16 protein-coding genes are annotated in these 14,876 nt (G+C 58.3%); 14 read left to right on the top strand and 2 right to left on the bottom strand.

Annotated features, from left to right (window positions below):
• Positions 1 to 149: 149 nt before the first annotated feature.
• The gene (locus ACYZT4_RS01415; protein WP_461984672.1) at positions 150 to 1,040 is read left to right on the top strand and encodes an AraC family transcriptional regulator; all 891 of its coding nucleotides are present in this window, start codon (positions 150 to 152) and stop codon (positions 1,038 to 1,040) included.
• 63 nt (positions 1,041 to 1,103) lie between these two features.
• Here the strand turns inward: ACYZT4_RS01415 and ACYZT4_RS01420 are convergent, their stop codons facing one another.
• On the bottom strand, positions 1,104 to 2,768 hold the full coding sequence (locus tag ACYZT4_RS01420; protein WP_461984674.1) for an electron transfer flavoprotein-ubiquinone oxidoreductase: 1,665 nt from the start codon (positions 2,766 to 2,768) through the stop codon (positions 1,104 to 1,106).
• Between the two features lie 547 nt (positions 2,769 to 3,315).
• Between ACYZT4_RS01420 and ACYZT4_RS01425 the strand changes: the two genes are divergently transcribed.
• The 10 genes from ACYZT4_RS01425 (at position 3,316) to ACYZT4_RS01470 (ending at position 12,830) form a co-directional block, all read left to right on the top strand.
• Positions 3,316 to 4,065, top strand: a complete 750-nt coding sequence (locus ACYZT4_RS01425; RefSeq protein ID WP_461984675.1) for an electron transfer flavoprotein subunit beta/FixA family protein — start codon at positions 3,316 to 3,318, stop codon at positions 4,063 to 4,065.
• 16 nt (positions 4,066 to 4,081) lie between these two features.
• A complete protein-coding gene (locus ACYZT4_RS01430) occupies positions 4,082 to 5,011 on the top strand; it encodes an electron transfer flavoprotein subunit alpha/FixB family protein (RefSeq protein ID WP_461984677.1) in 930 nt (309 codons plus the stop codon).
• A gap of 153 nt (positions 5,012 to 5,164) precedes the next feature.
• A complete protein-coding gene (locus ACYZT4_RS01435) occupies positions 5,165 to 5,935 on the top strand; it encodes a substrate-binding periplasmic protein (protein WP_461988505.1) in 771 nt (256 codons plus the stop codon).
• Positions 5,936 to 5,944: 9 nt separating this feature from the next.
• Positions 5,945 to 6,301, top strand: a complete 357-nt coding sequence (locus ACYZT4_RS01440; RefSeq protein ID WP_461984678.1) for a DUF4398 domain-containing protein — start codon at positions 5,945 to 5,947, stop codon at positions 6,299 to 6,301.
• Positions 6,298 to 7,110 (top strand): OmpA family protein, encoded by an 813-nt coding sequence (locus ACYZT4_RS01445; RefSeq protein WP_461984680.1) that lies wholly within the window; start codon positions 6,298 to 6,300, stop codon positions 7,108 to 7,110. The genes ACYZT4_RS01440 and ACYZT4_RS01445 overlap by 4 nt, the downstream gene beginning before the upstream one ends.
• 201 nt (positions 7,111 to 7,311) lie before the next feature.
• Positions 7,312 to 8,751 (top strand): aminotransferase-like domain-containing protein, encoded by a 1,440-nt coding sequence (locus ACYZT4_RS01450; protein WP_461984682.1) that lies wholly within the window; start codon positions 7,312 to 7,314, stop codon positions 8,749 to 8,751.
• 98 nt (positions 8,752 to 8,849) lie between these two features.
• Positions 8,850 to 9,317 (top strand): translation initiation factor 2, encoded by a 468-nt coding sequence (locus tag ACYZT4_RS01455; protein WP_461984684.1) that lies wholly within the window; start codon positions 8,850 to 8,852, stop codon positions 9,315 to 9,317.
• Positions 9,318 to 9,481: 164 nt separating this feature from the next.
• The gene (locus ACYZT4_RS01460) at positions 9,482 to 9,736 is read left to right on the top strand and encodes a YkgJ family cysteine cluster protein (RefSeq protein ID WP_461984686.1); all 255 of its coding nucleotides are present in this window, start codon (positions 9,482 to 9,484) and stop codon (positions 9,734 to 9,736) included.
• A gap of 95 nt (positions 9,737 to 9,831) precedes the next feature.
• The gene (locus ACYZT4_RS01465) at positions 9,832 to 10,437 is read left to right on the top strand and encodes an START domain-containing protein (RefSeq protein WP_461984688.1); all 606 of its coding nucleotides are present in this window, start codon (positions 9,832 to 9,834) and stop codon (positions 10,435 to 10,437) included.
• 299 nt (positions 10,438 to 10,736) lie between these two features.
• Positions 10,737 to 12,830, top strand: coding sequence for an LTA synthase family protein (locus ACYZT4_RS01470; protein WP_461984689.1), 2,094 nt, complete (start codon positions 10,737 to 10,739; stop codon positions 12,828 to 12,830).
• A gap of 59 nt (positions 12,831 to 12,889) precedes the next feature.
• On the opposite strand, the gene ACYZT4_RS01475 is transcribed toward ACYZT4_RS01470, so the two are convergent.
• Positions 12,890 to 13,048 (bottom strand): DUF3309 family protein, encoded by a 159-nt coding sequence (locus ACYZT4_RS01475; RefSeq protein ID WP_174602692.1) that lies wholly within the window; start codon positions 13,046 to 13,048, stop codon positions 12,890 to 12,892.
• A gap of 287 nt (positions 13,049 to 13,335) precedes the next feature.
• Between ACYZT4_RS01475 and ACYZT4_RS01480 the strand changes: the two genes are divergently transcribed.
• The 3 genes from ACYZT4_RS01480 (at position 13,336) to csrA (ending at position 14,876) form a co-directional block, all read left to right on the top strand.
• Positions 13,336 to 14,151, top strand: coding sequence for an SDR family oxidoreductase (locus ACYZT4_RS01480; RefSeq protein WP_461984691.1), 816 nt, complete (start codon positions 13,336 to 13,338; stop codon positions 14,149 to 14,151).
• 64 nt (positions 14,152 to 14,215) lie between these two features.
• Positions 14,216 to 14,548, top strand: coding sequence for a YnfA family protein (locus ACYZT4_RS01485; RefSeq protein WP_461984693.1), 333 nt, complete (start codon positions 14,216 to 14,218; stop codon positions 14,546 to 14,548).
• A gap of 142 nt (positions 14,549 to 14,690) precedes the next feature.
• A complete protein-coding gene (gene csrA, locus ACYZT4_RS01490) occupies positions 14,691 to 14,876 on the top strand; it encodes a carbon storage regulator CsrA (RefSeq protein ID WP_461984695.1) in 186 nt (61 codons plus the stop codon).

A 14,876-nucleotide genomic window follows, 5' to 3' on the forward strand; every position in this document is an offset into this window, starting at 1 on the left:
TTGGGCGTCGCCTCGGTCACCGGCCATGGCGATTCCTCCGGGTGTCATGCCTAATCCTCCGGCATCCGCCTTCAATGGGTCGCATTGGCCGTCAGACCTGCGATGATGCTTTCGTCCCCATTCCGCGATTTTTTTTGTGAAGAGCTCTTATGTTGTTGACTCGTCATCTCGATGCCAATGCCACGCTGGTTTCGCTGATTCAGCCGCTGACCACGCGTGACGGTTTCGCACCTACGGCATTGCCGGGCGTGCAGGTTTTGCGCGCCAGTTGCGACGTGGCACGTGGCCCGCAAATCTACGAGCCCAGCCTGGTCATCATTGCCCAAGGCAGCAAACTGGCGTATCTGGGGCCGCGAACGCTGGAGTACGGGGCCGGGCATTACTTGATACAGGCATTGCCGGTGCCTTTCGAGTGCGAAACTTTTTCAGCGCCAGACGGGCCGATGCTCGGGGTTTCCATCGCCATCGACCGCGCGTTGTTGGGCGAACTGGTGCTGGCCATGGGTCTGGTGCCGGGACGCACGGTCGCCGCGCAGACGCCGGAATCCATGACCTCGGCGGTGCTCGACGAAGCGATGCGCGGTTGTGTTGAACGGCTTTTGCGTTGTCTGCACGATCCACTGGAATGCCAGATCATGGGGCAGGCGCGTTTGCGTGAATTGTTATTCGTGGCATTGCGCGGACCGCAGGCCGATGTGCTGCGAGCATTGGTGGAGCAGCAGGGGCAATTCGCGCGAATCGCGGCCTCGCTTAACCATCTGCACGGGCATTTCACCGAGCCCTTGAACGTCGAGACCCTGGCGAGTTGCGCGAACATGAGCACGTCGACCTTTCATGAGCATTTCAAGCGCAGCACGTTGCTGTCGCCGGTGCAGTATTTGAAGCGTTTGCGTTTGCTCAAGGCGCAGACGTTGCTGGTGGCCGAAGGGTTGGGCGTGGCGCAGGTGGCGCATCGGGTCGGGTATCAAAGCACGTCCCAGTTCAGTCGGGAGTACAAGCGTTACTTTGAGCGTAATCCGGGCGATGAGCGCGCCGCCTGAGCAGGAATTGTGGGCAACAAAAAAGGCCCCCGTTCCGGGAGCCTTGATGTTCAAACAGTCAACTTACATGTTCGGGTAAGTCGGGCCGCCGGAACCTTCCGGCGCTACCCAGGTGATGTTCTGTGCAGGGTCCTTGATGTCGCAGGTCTTGCAGTGAACACAGTTCTGGGCGTTGATCTGGAAGCGCTTCTCGCCGTCTTCCTTGGTCACCACTTCGTACACGCCGGCCGGGCAATAGCGCTGGGCAGGTTCATCGTACAGCGGCAGGTTCTTGCTGATCGGGATGCTCGGATCGGTCAGCTTCAGGTGGCACGGCTGCTCTTCTTCGTGGTTGGTCCCCGAGATAAACACCGAGCTGAGTTTGTCGAAACTGATCTTTCCGTCCGGTTTCGGGTAGTCGATCTTCTTGCAGTCGGCCGCGAGCTTCAGGCAAGCGTAATCCGGCTTGGTGTCGTGCAAGGTGAACGGCAGTTTGCCGCCGAAGATGTTCTGGTCGAGCCAGTTGAAACCACCGCCGAGAATCGTGCCGAACTTGTGGATCGCCGGGCCGAAGTTGCGGCTGGCGAATAGCTCTTCGTGCAGCCAGCTGTTCTTGAAGGCGTCGACGTAAGTGGTCAGCTCTTCGGTGCCGTCCTTCTCGGCGAACAGTGCTTCGGCTACGGATTCAGCGGCGAGCATGCCGGACTTCATCGCGGTGTGGCTGCCTTTGATCTTGGCGAAGTTCAGGGTGCCGAGGTCGCAACCGATCAGCGCGCCGCCCTTGAAGACCATTTTCGGCAGCGAGTTCAGGCCACCCTTGCAGATGGCGCGAGCGCCGTAGCTGATGCGCTTGCCGCCTTCCAAGTACTGCTTGAGCACCGGGTGATGCTTGAGGCGCTGGAACTCGTCGAACGGCGACAGGTAAGTGTTGCTGTAGGAAAGATCGACGATCAGACCCACGACCACCTGGTTGTTTTCCAGGTGATAAAGGAACGAGCCCCCGGTGTTTTCGGTGCCCATGATGTCCAGCGGCCAGCCGGCGGTGTGCACCACCAGGCCTGGCTGATGCTTGGCCGGGTCGATTTCCCAGATTTCTTTCAGGCCGATGCCGTAGTGCTGGGCGTCGGCTTCGCTATCGAGGTTGAAGCGCTTGATCAGCTGTTTGCCGATGTGGCCACGGCAACCTTCGGCGAATAACGTGTACTTGCCACGCAGTTCCATGCCCGGGGTGTAAAGGCCTTCTTTCGGATGACCTTCGCGGTCGACGCCGAGATCACCGGTGATGATCCCGCGAACCACGCCATTCTCGTCGAACAACGCTTCCTGAGCGGCGAAGCCCGGGTAGATTTCTACGCCGAGGTTTTCGGCCTGCTGCGCCAGCCAGCGGCACAGATTGCCCAGGGAGATAATGTAGTTACCTTCGTTGTGCATGGTCTTGGGCACAAAGAAGTCAGGGATTTTTTGCGCGGTGTCAGCATTCTTGAGGACGAAAATGTCATCGCGAGTCACTGGCGTGTTCAGCGGCGCGCCCAATTCTTTCCAGTCCGGGAACAATTCATTAAGGGCGCGGGGTTCGAAAATCGCGCCGGAAAGAATGTGTGCACCGACTTCAGAGCCTTTTTCGACCACGCAGACGCTGATTTCCTTGCCGGCTTCAGCAGCCTTCTGCTTCAAGCGGCAGGCGGCGGAAAGACCCGCGGGGCCGGCACCGACGATGACCACGTCGAATTCCATGTATTCGCGTTCCACAGGTTATCTCCTACTCAAGGCTCAACAGTTTTTTTTCTAATTGGAGGTTTGGTGTCGCATCCATGAATTCCTGCGCGAGGCGGGAAGTGGACAATCGATGAACCACCTTTCTCTCTGGGTGGCGCATTATATCTACACCACTCTCAGCGTCCAATACAAACGTTTGTTTGAATCGGCTCAAAGCCACAGAAATCAAAGTCACGCGGCTTATGAACAGCTATTTTTCCGTATTGACCGGAATAGGCGTTCCGGTCAAGATACGGTCGGTTTTGCGCTCGCCGTAGGCTTACAGTGGGTATCAAGAGCACCTCTAAAGACAGGGCGATGGCAGTGCAAGGTGATGCGCCCCGCAGGTTAGGCGCGCAGTTTACACGCCGCGATATTGAATGACTTGTCGGTCACTACTGACGAACGGTCATCAGCATCATGAGCGTGGGTCACTTGACACGTATGCCGGCGTTTTTAGAGGTGCCCTTGCGCCCGACGAGCATCAACCGCCAGGTTCGCCTAGGCGACTTTCTTTTCACCGGAGAGTAACGAGGAATCCATGAAGGTTCTTGTAGCTGTCAAACGCGTTGTGGATTACAACGTCAAGGTTCGCGTCAAGGCGGACAATTCCGGCGTCGACCTCGCTAACGTGAAGATGTCGATGAACCCATTCTGCGAAATCGCCGTGGAAGAAGCCGTACGCCTGAAAGAGAAAGGTGTTGCGACTGAAATCGTCGTGGTTTCGGTAGGCCCGTCCACCGCTCAAGAGCAACTGCGCACTGCGCTGGCTCTGGGTGCCGACCGCGCCATCCTCGTCGAATCCGCTGAAGATCTGACTTCCCTGGCTGTTGCCAAGCTGCTCAAGGCTGTTGTCGACAAGGAACAGCCTCAGCTGGTAATCCTCGGCAAACAGGCCATCGACAGCGACAACAACCAGACTGGCCAGATGCTCGCTGCATTGAGCGGCTACGGTCAGGGCACCTTCGCTTCGAAAGTCGAAATCAGCGGCGACAGCGTTGCCGTGACACGCGAAGTCGACGGCGGCGCGCAGACGGTTTCCCTCAAACTGCCGGCCATCGTCACCACCGATCTGCGTTTGAACGAGCCGCGTTATGCGTCCCTGCCAAACATCATGAAAGCCAAGAAGAAGCCTCTTGAAGTGCTGACTCCGGACGCTTTGGGCGTTTCCACCGCCTCCACCAACAAGACCGTGAAAGTCGAAGCGCCTGCTGCACGCAGCGCGGGTATCAAGGTCAAGTCGGTGGCTGAACTGGTCGAGAAACTGAAAAACGAAGCGAAGGTGCTTTGAGTTAAGGAGCCTAATCATGACTATCTTGGTAATCGCTGAACACGACAACAAAGTAGTGGCCCCGGCCACACTGAACACCGTGGCTGCCGCCGCTAAAATCGGCGGTGACATCCACGTACTGGTTGCCGGCCAGAACGTGGGCGCCGTGGCTGAAGCCGCTGCGAAAATCGCTGGCGTGGCTAAAGTGCTGGTGGCCGACAACGCCGCCTACGCTCACCAACTGCCGGAAAACGTTGCGCCGCTGGTTGCAGAGTTGGGCAAGGGCTACAGCCACATCCTGACTGCCGCGACCTCCAATGGGAAAAACATCCTGCCTCGCGTTGCCGCGCAGCTGGACGTCGACCAGATCTCCGAGATCATCTCGGTTGAAAGCGCTGACACCTTCAAGCGTCCGATCTACGCCGGTAACGCCATCGCCACCGTTCAGTCGAACGCGTCGATCAAAGTGATCACTGTGCGTGCCACCGGTTTCGACCCGGTTGCTGCTGAGGGTGGTTCGGCATCGGTTGAAGCGGTTGCTGCTGCTCACGACGCTGGCACCTCCAGCTTCGTTGGCGAAGAGCTTGCTAAATCTGATCGTCCGGAACTGACCGCTGCCAAGATCGTCGTTTCCGGCGGCCGCGGCATGCAGAACGGCGACAACTTCAAACACCTGTACGCCCTGGCCGACAAGCTGGGCGCTGCCGTCGGTGCTTCCCGCGCCGCGGTCGACGCAGGTTTTGTACCCAACGACATGCAGGTCGGTCAGACCGGCAAGATCGTTGCTCCACAGCTGTACATCGCGGTCGGTATTTCCGGCGCGATCCAGCACCTGGCCGGCATGAAAGACTCCAAAGTGATCGTTGCGATCAACAAGGACGAAGAAGCGCCGATCTTCCAGGTGGCCGATTACGGCCTGGTGGCTGACCTGTTCGAAGCCATCCCCGAGTTCGAGAAGCTGGTCTAATCCAGTCGCTTGACCTATAAAGAGCCCGACCTTTTGGTCGGGTTTTTTTTTGCGCTCCTACGGGGGATAAGCGGATTCGGGTGGGAGAATGTTGTGCGACATGTGTTCGGTTGGTCATTGCTGCTGTGCCTGACGGTATTGCCGACGCTATCGATGGCGGGGGGCAAGTGCGAACGTCTGGTGGTCACCGGTAGTCCGGATGCGCCGCCGTACTTGTGGCAAGACCCGCAGAACCCCAAACACCTGATCGGCGCCAGTGCCGATCTGTTGCAGCAAGTGGCGGCGCAGTTGGGGATCAAGGTTGAGTTGCTCTACGCCGGCAAGCGCTCCCAGGCGCTCGATGAAGTGCGCAGCGGGCGCATGGACATGCTGGCGGATGCGCCATTGACGGTCAGCGAGCTGGAAAACCTGGATTACATTCATCCGCCGCTGCTGGAAAACGATTACCTCGTCTGGACTCGCAAGGACTCGCCACTGGTCTACAACGAAGCGCACGATCTTCACGGTCATCCCGGCGCGGTGTCGGAAAAGTCTCGAATGACCGCGCAATTCGGCACATTCGCCGAGCAACAATTGACCCTAACCCGTACACCAAACCTGACCCAGGCCTTTCAGAAATTGCTCTTGGGCGAGGTGGAATTTGTCCTCGCGGGACGCTACTCCGGCATGGCAGCCGCGCAGGCGCTGAGCATGGCCAACGATCTGGTGGCGCGCCCGCAACCGGTCGACAAACCGGGCCTGTATCTCGCGGTTTCCCATAACTCCGCCTGCAACGATCCGTGGTTGCGCGGACAGCTGGCCAAAAAGATGACAGAATTGCCCGCGTCCGGACTGACGGAAGCTGTGCTGCAACGCAACATCGAGCGTTGGAAAGCGCAGCAAAAGCAGCAACCACAGCAACCCGTCAGTACCCCAAAACAGTAGGGATTTTTAGTGAGTATTCGACCTCTTTTCGCTGCCCTGGCCGTTCTGGCTCTGGCGGGTTGTGCAGCCGATCCGGCGCCGAATGAACAAATACGCCTGACCGAACAGGCCCTGATACAAGCTAAAGCCGTGGGTGCCAACGCCGACGAATTGCCGGAAATGAAGCTCGCTGAGGATAAATTCAGCCGCGCCCAGGGCGACATGACCGATCAGTCCTACCGGCACGCGCGGATGCGGGCTGAACAAGCGGAATTGGACGCGCGTCTGGCTGAAGCCAAGGTGCTGACGCTGAAAAGCGAGGAGCAGTTAAACGTGCTCAATACCCGCATCACCCGATTGCGCAAGCAAGTGGGGGATGCTCAATGAGCCTCAAGTCCAGCGCCATCGGTGGATTGATCCTCGCGGCTTGCGTCAGCCTGTATGGCTGCGCCGGTCAACACAGCGAAAGCGCGTTGCAAGACGCCAGTGCCGACTTCCAGAAGGTCAAGGAAGACGCCAACGTATTGCGTATCGCGCCGAAAGACGTGATTCGTGCCGGTGAATCCCTGGCCCGCGCCGATCGCCTGTCCAGCTACTGGGGCAGCGGGTCGGATGTGGTGCATTACGCCTATTTGAGCCAGCGCTACAGCGAAATCGCCCGGGAACACACTAACCAAGTGCTCAACCAAGAGCGTGCGGCGAAACTCGAACTGGAGCGTCAGCGCCTGCAATTGGCCTTGCGCGAATCCAAGTTGCTCAGCGTGCAGCAGCAGGGCAAGTGGCTTGAAGAACAGATTGTTGCACTCGCCACCACCCAGACCGACCGCGGGCTGGTCATGACGTTGGGCGATGTGCTTTTTGATACTGGCGAAGCGGAGCTGAAAAACTCGGCGAACCGCGTGGTGCTGAAGATCGTGCAGTTCCTGCAACTCAACCCCAAGCGCATCGTGCGCATCGAGGGTTATACCGACAGCACCGGGGGCAGGCAGGACAACCTCAAGCTGTCCCGTGACCGTGCGCAATCGGTGGCGGACGTGCTGACGGACCTGGGGATTGATGACAAGCGCATTCAGGTTGAGGGTTACGGCGACGAGTTTCCGGTGGACGCGAACGCTTCCGAGCGCGGGCGGGCGCAGAACCGTCGGGTAGAAATCGTGTTCTCCGACGAAAAAGGCCAGCTCGGCGCCGCCCGCTAACGGCAGCGTGTCTGGAAAACCCGGCCTGCCAGACAGCGCCGGGTTTTTTTGTGCCTGCAAATTACGTCGCAGAGCAGTACAGATTTTGCTGACACTGCACTGTACCGTCGACTATTGTGGCAACTGTCCCCGTACACTTCTAAACTGTTCCGGTATTGTTTCACACAAGAATAAAATGCCCGTGAAATCGAGTGCTGCGTCATGACCAATCTCTTGCTTTACCAACGTATTGCTCAGCAACTGGCCGAAGATATCCGCCGCGGTGTCTATCAACCGGGGGAACGCGTGCCTTCGGTGCGCAAAATGAGTTCGCAGCTGAACGTCAGCCACGCGACGGTGTTGCAGGCGTATGCCAATCTCGAAGATCAGGGGCTGATCCGTGCCCGGCCGCAGTCGGGTTATTACGTGCACCAGACGCCGGCCCTGACAGCGCCGACCCCGGACATTGCCCGGGTCGAGCGTCCCGGTCTGGTCACCCGCAGCAGCATCATTCAGCAAGTGCTGGTCGAATCCCGCCGAGAGGGCGTGTTTCCCTTGGGCGCGGCGGTGCCGAGCGTCGATTATCTGCCGGTCCGGGCATTGCATCAGCAGTTGGCCAAAGTCACCCGTTTCCATAGCCCGCGCGCCTTCAGCTACATGTTCAGCCCGGGTTTCGAGCCCTTGCGCCGACAAGTGGCGATTCGAATGCGCGACGCTGGCGTCGTGGTCGATCCGTCGGAAGTGGTGATCACCCACGGGTGTGTCGACGCCTTGCAGATGTCCTTGCGGGTGCTGACGCGGCCCGGCGACCTGATCGCTGCGGAGTCGCCGACCTATTACGGTCTGCTGCAACTCGCCGACCTGTTGGGCCTGAAAGTTATCGAGATCCCCAGCGATCCGGCCACCGGCATGAGCCTCGAAGCCCTGCAACTGGCGGCCAATCAGTGGTCGATCAAGGCACTGGTGCTGACCACACGCCTGAGCAATCCATTGGGCGGCACCATGCCGGAAGAGCGGCAGAAACAGTTGCTGCGCCTGGCCTCGGATTTCGATATCCAGGTCGTCGAAGACGATATTTACGGCGAACTGATGTTCGAGCAGGGCCGCACCAAAGCGCTGAAAGCTTATGACCGGCTGGACCGAGTGATCTATTGCTCGAGTTTCTCCAAAACCCTGTCGCCGGGTGTGCGGATCGGCTGGATGATCGCCGGCAAGTATCAGCAGGAAATCCAGCGTTTGCAGACCTTCAGCACCCATTCCGCCTGCAGCGTGACGCAGATGGGGATTGCGGCCTATCTGGAAAATGGTGGTTACGACCGGCATCTGCGCTACATCCGTCAGGAATACCGCAAGAACCTCAGCGCCTTCCAGCTCGCGGTGCAGCAGTATTTTCCGGAAGGCACGCAAATGACCCGGCCGACCGGCGGTTTCATTCTGTGGGTAAGTCTGCCAGGCAGGGTCAATACACAGGAATTGCACGTGCGAGCCTTGCAGCAAGGTATCAGCATCGCGCCCGGGCTGATTTTCAGTAACACGGAGCAATTCAACCATTGCATCCGGCTCAATTGCGGGACTCCCTGGAATCGTGAAGCCGACCGGGCCTTGATGACGTTAGGCATGCTCGCCACGCAACTCTGCCAGGAGATGGCTGGCGGCATCTGACGACGTGGGCGGGTAATTCCCGCCCGAGCTTGTCATGTCGCGCGCAACAAGCGAGCATATGGCCCTCTGCCGATAGTGCCGTTCGTTCCGTAGGGTCCATGAAACCGATTTTTTCCGCCGTTTGGCTGTCGCTCTGCCTGACCTTCCAGGCGGAAAGCATCATGGCGGCTTCCGTTCAGGAAAGCCCCTCAGCTAGCACACCCTCGAAAAAAACCGTAACGGTCAAGAAAGCCGCGCCCGTCAAGACACCTGTGGCCAAGGTGAAAAAACGCCCGCCGATTGCCTCCAAGTCCAAACCTGCCAGCGAGGTGGTGAAAACCCAGCTGCCTTCGGCTGACCTGGATTTGAGCCTGCCTCGCGATATGGCCGAAGAGTTGAAGCCGGTGGGTACAGTTCCGTTGCCTCGGCACGATGCGGTATTGCCGCAAATGTTCGGCGACAAGGCCGGCAGTTCGCCCTTTCAGCTGAACGGGCGGCTGATCAGCAACGAAATGAAGTTGCAACTGCGTAACGAGGAGCGCCGTGAGGTTGACGGCGCCGCACTGGAGTTTGAGTTCAAGCGCTGAACCCGGTCATCTGTGACCCACCAGCCAGACACTTGGTCGGAGACTGGTCAGTCACCTTCGTTTACGCGTAAAAACCCGGCGTCAGGTAATTTAAAACAACTGTTTTAGCGGTTACTCTGTGCCCCGTCCTTTAACACATCGCCCGTCGCGAGGAGCTCGTCGTCATGAAATGCCGTGAAGGCTGTGGCGCCTGTTGCATTGCCCCTTCCATCAGTTCGCCGATTCCAGGCATGCCCAATGGCAAAGCCGCGGGAGAACGTTGCGTGCAACTTTCTGTCGAAAACCTGTGCACTATTTTCGGCCAACCGCAGCGTCCTGCGGTCTGTTCGGCGTTCGAAGCCGATGTCGAGGTCTGCGGAAGCAGCAATGACGAAGCGATCAGGTTGATCGGCTGGTGGGAGCAAATGACGGCGGCGTGATGTGTGGCTCGCACCTGCGAGCACCTCCGCAAAACCTGGAGGTGATCGCAGGTGCGAGCCCAACGAACAGAACTTCAACAATAAGGAATAAGACTATGGGTTCGCTGCATCGTATGGCTGTGCTGTGTGGTTTGACGGTGGTGTTGGCAACTTCCGCCGCCCAGGCTGAAGACTGGAAAGTTGCCAAGAATGAAGACGGCATCAAGGTCTCCTTGAGCGAAGTGCCCGGCTCTGACTACAAGGCTTATCAGGGCGTTACCCTGATGAAAACCACCGTGGCCAAACTGCGCGCACTTCAGGAAGACGTGGCCGGTGCCTGTACCTGGATTCACGAGTGCAAACTGCAAAAACTGCTCAAGCACGAAGGCGACCAGAGCTGGACCTACACCCAGTTCAATACCCCATGGCCGGTGACCGCGCGTGATTCGGTGCTGCACGTCACGACCACCGAAGGCGCGGACGGCAGCCTGACGCGCAAACTTGAAGGCGTGCCGAAGTACATTCCCGAAGAAAAAGGTTTCGTGCGGGTCACCAAGGTCGACGGTTTCTGGAAGTTCGTGCCCAAGGGCGACCAGATCGAAGTGACTTATCAGGTTCACACCGAGCCGGGCGGTAGCGTGCCATCGATGATCGCCAACAAATTCGTGGTCGATGCGCCGTTCAACACCCTGAAAACCCTGAAAGAGCGCGCAGAGAAGTAAGCGTTGTTCGTTCGATAAAACGCCCCGACTTGATCGGGGCGTTTTTTTTTCATGATGATTTGTGAGTGGGCCTGCGCTCGTTAAAATTGTTTCCAAATGCACGTTGCACAATATTTTCACAATGTGTCCAAGACAATTCGCCACCGCACAGTCTGGTCAGCCAGTAATAAATGGCAATGCCGCGTTTGATCGTGCAACATTTGCACACCGCGCAAACCCCGGGGCCGAGAACTGGCCGACAGAGGGCAGGGCGCAGCTGCATCTTTGAAACTTCAACTTCCAATGGGTCCTAAAACGACATGGCAATCCCGGACGCCCTGAATCAGCAGCGAGCTTCTAATCGCTTGCTGCAACCGACCGTCAAATCGCATCTGGCCTACACGTTGCTGTGTGCCCTGGTCATGATGGTCATGTTCAGCCTGCTGCGCGTGGCGCTGCTGGTCTATAACCGCGAAATGATCCTCGACACCCCGGCCTCGACGTTCTTCGAAGCGTTCGCCAACGGTCTGCGCTTCGACCTGCGCCTGGTGGTCTACCTCAGCATTCCGCTGTTGCTGGCCCTGTTCAGCGTCCGGGCCATGGCTGCCCGCGGGTTCTTCCGTTTCTGGCTGACCATCGCTTCGAGCATTGCACTGTTCCTCGGCCTGATGGAGATGGACTTCTACCGCGAATTCCACCAACGGCTCAACGGCCTGGTCTTCCAGTATGTGAAGGAAGACCCGAAAACCGTGATGAGCATGCTCTGGTACGGTTTTCCGGTGGTTCGTTACCTATTGGCCTGGGTCGTGGGCACCGTGATCCTGACCCTGGCGTTCAAGGGCGCCGACCGTGCCACCCGTCCTCGCGGTCCGTTCAGCGGCGGTAGCATCGGCACTCGCCAGATCGCCCCGTGGTACGCGCGCATCGCGGTGTTCGTGGTATGCCTGTTGATCTGTGTGGTCGCCGCCCGCGGCACGTTGCGTCAAGGCCCGCCGCTGCGCTGGGGTGACGTTTACACCACCGACTCGAACTTCGCCAACCAGTTGGGCCTCAATGGCACCTTGTCGCTGATCGCCGCGGCCAAGAGCCGGATGTCCGAAGAGCGCGACAACATCTGGAAAGCCACGATCGAACAATCGCAGGCCCAGCAAATCGTGCGTGACATGTTGCTGACCCCGAGCGACAAACTGGTCGATCCCGAGACTGCCGCTGTTCGCCGCAACTACACCCCGAATGCCGACAAGACTTTGCCGATCAAGAACGTCGTCGTGATCCTGATGGAAAGCTTCGCCGGTCACTCGGTGGGCGCGCTGGGACGTCCTGGCAACGTCACGCCATCCTTCGACAAACTGGCGAAAGAAGGGTTGCTGTTCGACCGTTTCTTCTCCAACGGCACGCACACCCACCAGGGTATGTTCGCCACCATGGCCTGCTTCCCGAACCTGCCAGGTTTCGAATACCTGATGCAGACGCCGGAAGGCAGCCACAAACTGTCCGGCCTGCCGCAACTGCTGAGCGCTCGTAAATACGACGACGTGTATGTCTACAACGGCGATTTCGCCTGGGACAACCAGTCGGGCTTTTTCAGCAACCAGGGCATGACCAACTTCATCGGGCGTAACGACTTCGTTAATCCGGTGTTCTCCGACCCGACGTGGGGCGTGTCCGACCAGGACATGTTCAACCGTGGCCTTGAAGAGTTGAAGGCCCGCGACGGCAAGGATAAAAAACCTTTCTATGCCTTGCTGCAAACATTGTCCAACCACACGCCTTACGCCTTGCCGACACCGTTGCCGGTTGAGCGCGTGACCGATCGTGGCAGCCTCAACGAACATTTGACCGCCATGCGTTACTCCGACTGGGCGCTGGGTCAGTTCTTCGAGAAGGCGCGCAAGGAGCCGTACTTCAAGGAAACCCTGTTCGTGATCGTCGGCGACCATGGTTTCGGCAACGAACAACAGATCACGGAAATGGACCTGGGTCGTTTCAACGTACCGATGCTGATGATCGCTCCGGGCGTCCAGGACAAGTTCGGCCAGGTTGACCACACCGTGGGCACCCAGATCGACATTGTGCCGACCATCATGGGTCGCATCGGTGGCGACGTGATTCACCAGTGCTGGGGTCGTGACTTGCTGAACCTGCCGGAAGGCGACAAGGGTTTCGGTGTGATCAAGCCGTCGGGCAGCGATCAGACCGTAGCGTTGCTGACTGCAGACCGCGTGCTGGTGCTGCCCAAGGAGATGCCGCCAAAGTTGTATCAATATGAGCTGGGCGCCAATCCGAAAGGCGAAATCATCCCGGAATCGGCTGACGAAGCCGCCCTAAAGCAAAAACTTGAGTCGTTCTTGCAAACGGCGACCAAAAGCCTGCTCGACAACACCGCGGGTGTGGTTGACGGCAAGCCGGACTAACTTTGCGGCGCAATAAAAAAGAGGCCCTACTGGGCCTCTTTTTTTTGCCTGTTACTGCCTTATATCTTGCCGAGTAACAGCAGGATCAACAGCACTACCAGCACCACGCCGATGATACCCGACGGACCGTAGCCCCAACTTCTGGAGTGAGGGAACACCGGCAGGCCGCCTACCAGCAGGAGGATCAGAATAATGATTAGAATCGTGCCCATGTCTATTTCCTTGTTGGAAGTGTTCCGAAATTACCTGGCGTTTAACTCGTTTAACTGTCAGCTCGAACTCAATAAACCCAAGCTGCTTACAAACTCCGACTCTTGTGAATGAGAAAAAATTCCAAATTTTTTAATGTTTTTTGAACACAGGCTTATTTCTTTTTAGAGCGCATGAGTGGGCTGTACGCGTGCACGGTTTGCTCGGGCCATTCAGCAATCTGATGGAGCGTGGGTTAGGCGGGGACCTTCGCTACACTCGACGCATCTTCCCCGGAACCACAAGGCTGTTTGCTATGCAAAATCGCATGATGATCACTGGCGCGGGCTCGGGCCTGGGTCGCGAAATCGCGCTGCGCTGGGCGCGTGAAGGCTGGCAACTGGCCCTATCGGATGTCAGCGAGCCTGGTCTGCAGGAGACCCTGAAACGGGTTCGCGAAGCCGGTGGCGACGGCTTCATCCAGCGTTGCGATGTGCGTGACTACAGTCAGCTGACCGCTTTCGCCCAGGCCTGTGAAGTGAAACTCGGTGGCATCGATGTGATCGTCAACAACGCCGGTGTCGCTTCGGGCGGGTTCTTCAGCGAACTGTCCCTTGAGGATTGGGACTGGCAGATCGCGATCAACCTGATGGGCGTGGTCAAGGGCTGCAAGGCGTTCCTGCCGCTGCTGGAAAAAAGCAAAGGCAAGATCATTAACATCGCTTCGATGGCCGCGCTGATGCAAGGTCCGGCCATGAGCAACTACAACGTGGCCAAGGCCGGTGTGGTGGCCTTGTCCGAAAGCCTGTTGATCGAACTGGCGCAGCAGGAAATCGGCGTGCACGTGGTGTGCCCGTCGTTCTTCCAGACCAACTTGCTGGACTCGTTCCGGGGGCCGACGCCGGCGATGAAAGCCCAGGTCGGCAAATTGCTGGAAAGCTCGCCGATTACCGCGACCGATATTGCCGACTACATCTATCAGCACGTCGCCGCCGGCGAATTCATGATTCTGCCCCATGAACAAGGCCGCATGGCCTGGGCGCTGAAGCAGAAGAACCCGCAACTGCTCTATAACGAAATGACGGTCATGGCCGATAAAATGCGCGCCAAGGCCAAGCAGTCCGCAAGCTGAACTTGCCCGTTGGCACCGTCGTCGCTAGGGTGACCACCATCGGTCATCCCTGCGAGACGTGTGCATGCTCAATTACCTGTGGTTCTTTCTCGCCGCGTTGTTTGAAATCGCCGGTTGCTTCGCCTTCTGGATGTGGCTGCGCCAGGGTAAAAGCGTCTGGTGGGTCGTGCCGGCGCTACTCAGCCTGACCTTGTTCGCGCTGCTGCTGACCCGCGTCGAAGCGACTTACGCCGGGCGCGCCTATGCCGCCTACGGTGGCATCTACATCGTTGCATCCATTGGCTGGCTCGCGGTGGTCGAACGGATCCGCCCGCTGGGTTCGGACTGGATTGGCGTGGCGCTGTGTGTGATCGGCGCGAGCGTCATTTTGTTCGGCCCGCGTTTTTCTGCTTCCTGAAACAATCCCGCAACTTGTCGGACGTTTCCGAGAGAAGCATTCGTTCAGCGCTGTAGGGCGGGACTGATTTGCCCTCATCGCATTGAACGCTGGTCGCGCGCCGGGCATCTTCAGGGTTCAATAACCCTGAAGGACGATTGCCATGCTTGTACTCAGCCGCGTAGTGGGGGAAATGATTTCCATCGGTGACGATATTTCGGTGCGCGTTATGGCCGTCAATGGCAGCACGGTGCGTTTCGGCGTCGAAGCGCCGCGGAGCGTCAACGTGCACCGCGCCGAGGTCTACGAGCGCATCCAGGTAAAATTGGCGAAAACCAAGGAAAGTTGA

This window comes from Pseudomonas sp. GB2N2, assembly GCF_054897705.1.

What these genes read in the sequence shown, in the direction of transcription:
- ACYZT4_RS01455 (WP_461984684.1), top strand. Translation starts at nt 8,850, where the DNA reads ATGAAACCGATTTTTTCCGCCGTTTGGCTGTCGCTCTGCCTGACCTTC.
- ACYZT4_RS01460 (WP_461984686.1), top strand. Translation starts at nt 9,482, where the DNA reads ATGAAATGCCGTGAAGGCTGTGGCGCCTGTTGCATTGCCCCTTCCATC.
- ACYZT4_RS01430 (WP_461984677.1), top strand. Translation starts at nt 4,082, where the DNA reads ATGACTATCTTGGTAATCGCTGAACACGACAACAAAGTAGTGGCCCCG.
- ACYZT4_RS01425 (WP_461984675.1), top strand. Translation starts at nt 3,316, where the DNA reads ATGAAGGTTCTTGTAGCTGTCAAACGCGTTGTGGATTACAACGTCAAG.
- ACYZT4_RS01470 (WP_461984689.1), top strand. Translation starts at nt 10,737, where the DNA reads ATGGCAATCCCGGACGCCCTGAATCAGCAGCGAGCTTCTAATCGCTTG.
- ACYZT4_RS01435 (WP_461988505.1), top strand. Translation starts at nt 5,165, where the DNA reads ATGGCGGGGGGCAAGTGCGAACGTCTGGTGGTCACCGGTAGTCCGGAT.
- ACYZT4_RS01465 (WP_461984688.1), top strand. Translation starts at nt 9,832, where the DNA reads ATGGGTTCGCTGCATCGTATGGCTGTGCTGTGTGGTTTGACGGTGGTG.
- ACYZT4_RS01415 (WP_461984672.1), top strand. Translation starts at nt 150, where the DNA reads ATGTTGTTGACTCGTCATCTCGATGCCAATGCCACGCTGGTTTCGCTG.
- ACYZT4_RS01445 (WP_461984680.1), top strand. Translation starts at nt 6,298, where the DNA reads ATGAGCCTCAAGTCCAGCGCCATCGGTGGATTGATCCTCGCGGCTTGC.
- csrA (WP_461984695.1), top strand. Translation starts at nt 14,691, where the DNA reads ATGCTTGTACTCAGCCGCGTAGTGGGGGAAATGATTTCCATCGGTGAC.
- ACYZT4_RS01485 (WP_461984693.1), top strand. Translation starts at nt 14,216, where the DNA reads ATGCTCAATTACCTGTGGTTCTTTCTCGCCGCGTTGTTTGAAATCGCC.
- ACYZT4_RS01450 (WP_461984682.1), top strand. Translation starts at nt 7,312, where the DNA reads ATGACCAATCTCTTGCTTTACCAACGTATTGCTCAGCAACTGGCCGAA.
- ACYZT4_RS01480 (WP_461984691.1), top strand. Translation starts at nt 13,336, where the DNA reads ATGCAAAATCGCATGATGATCACTGGCGCGGGCTCGGGCCTGGGTCGC.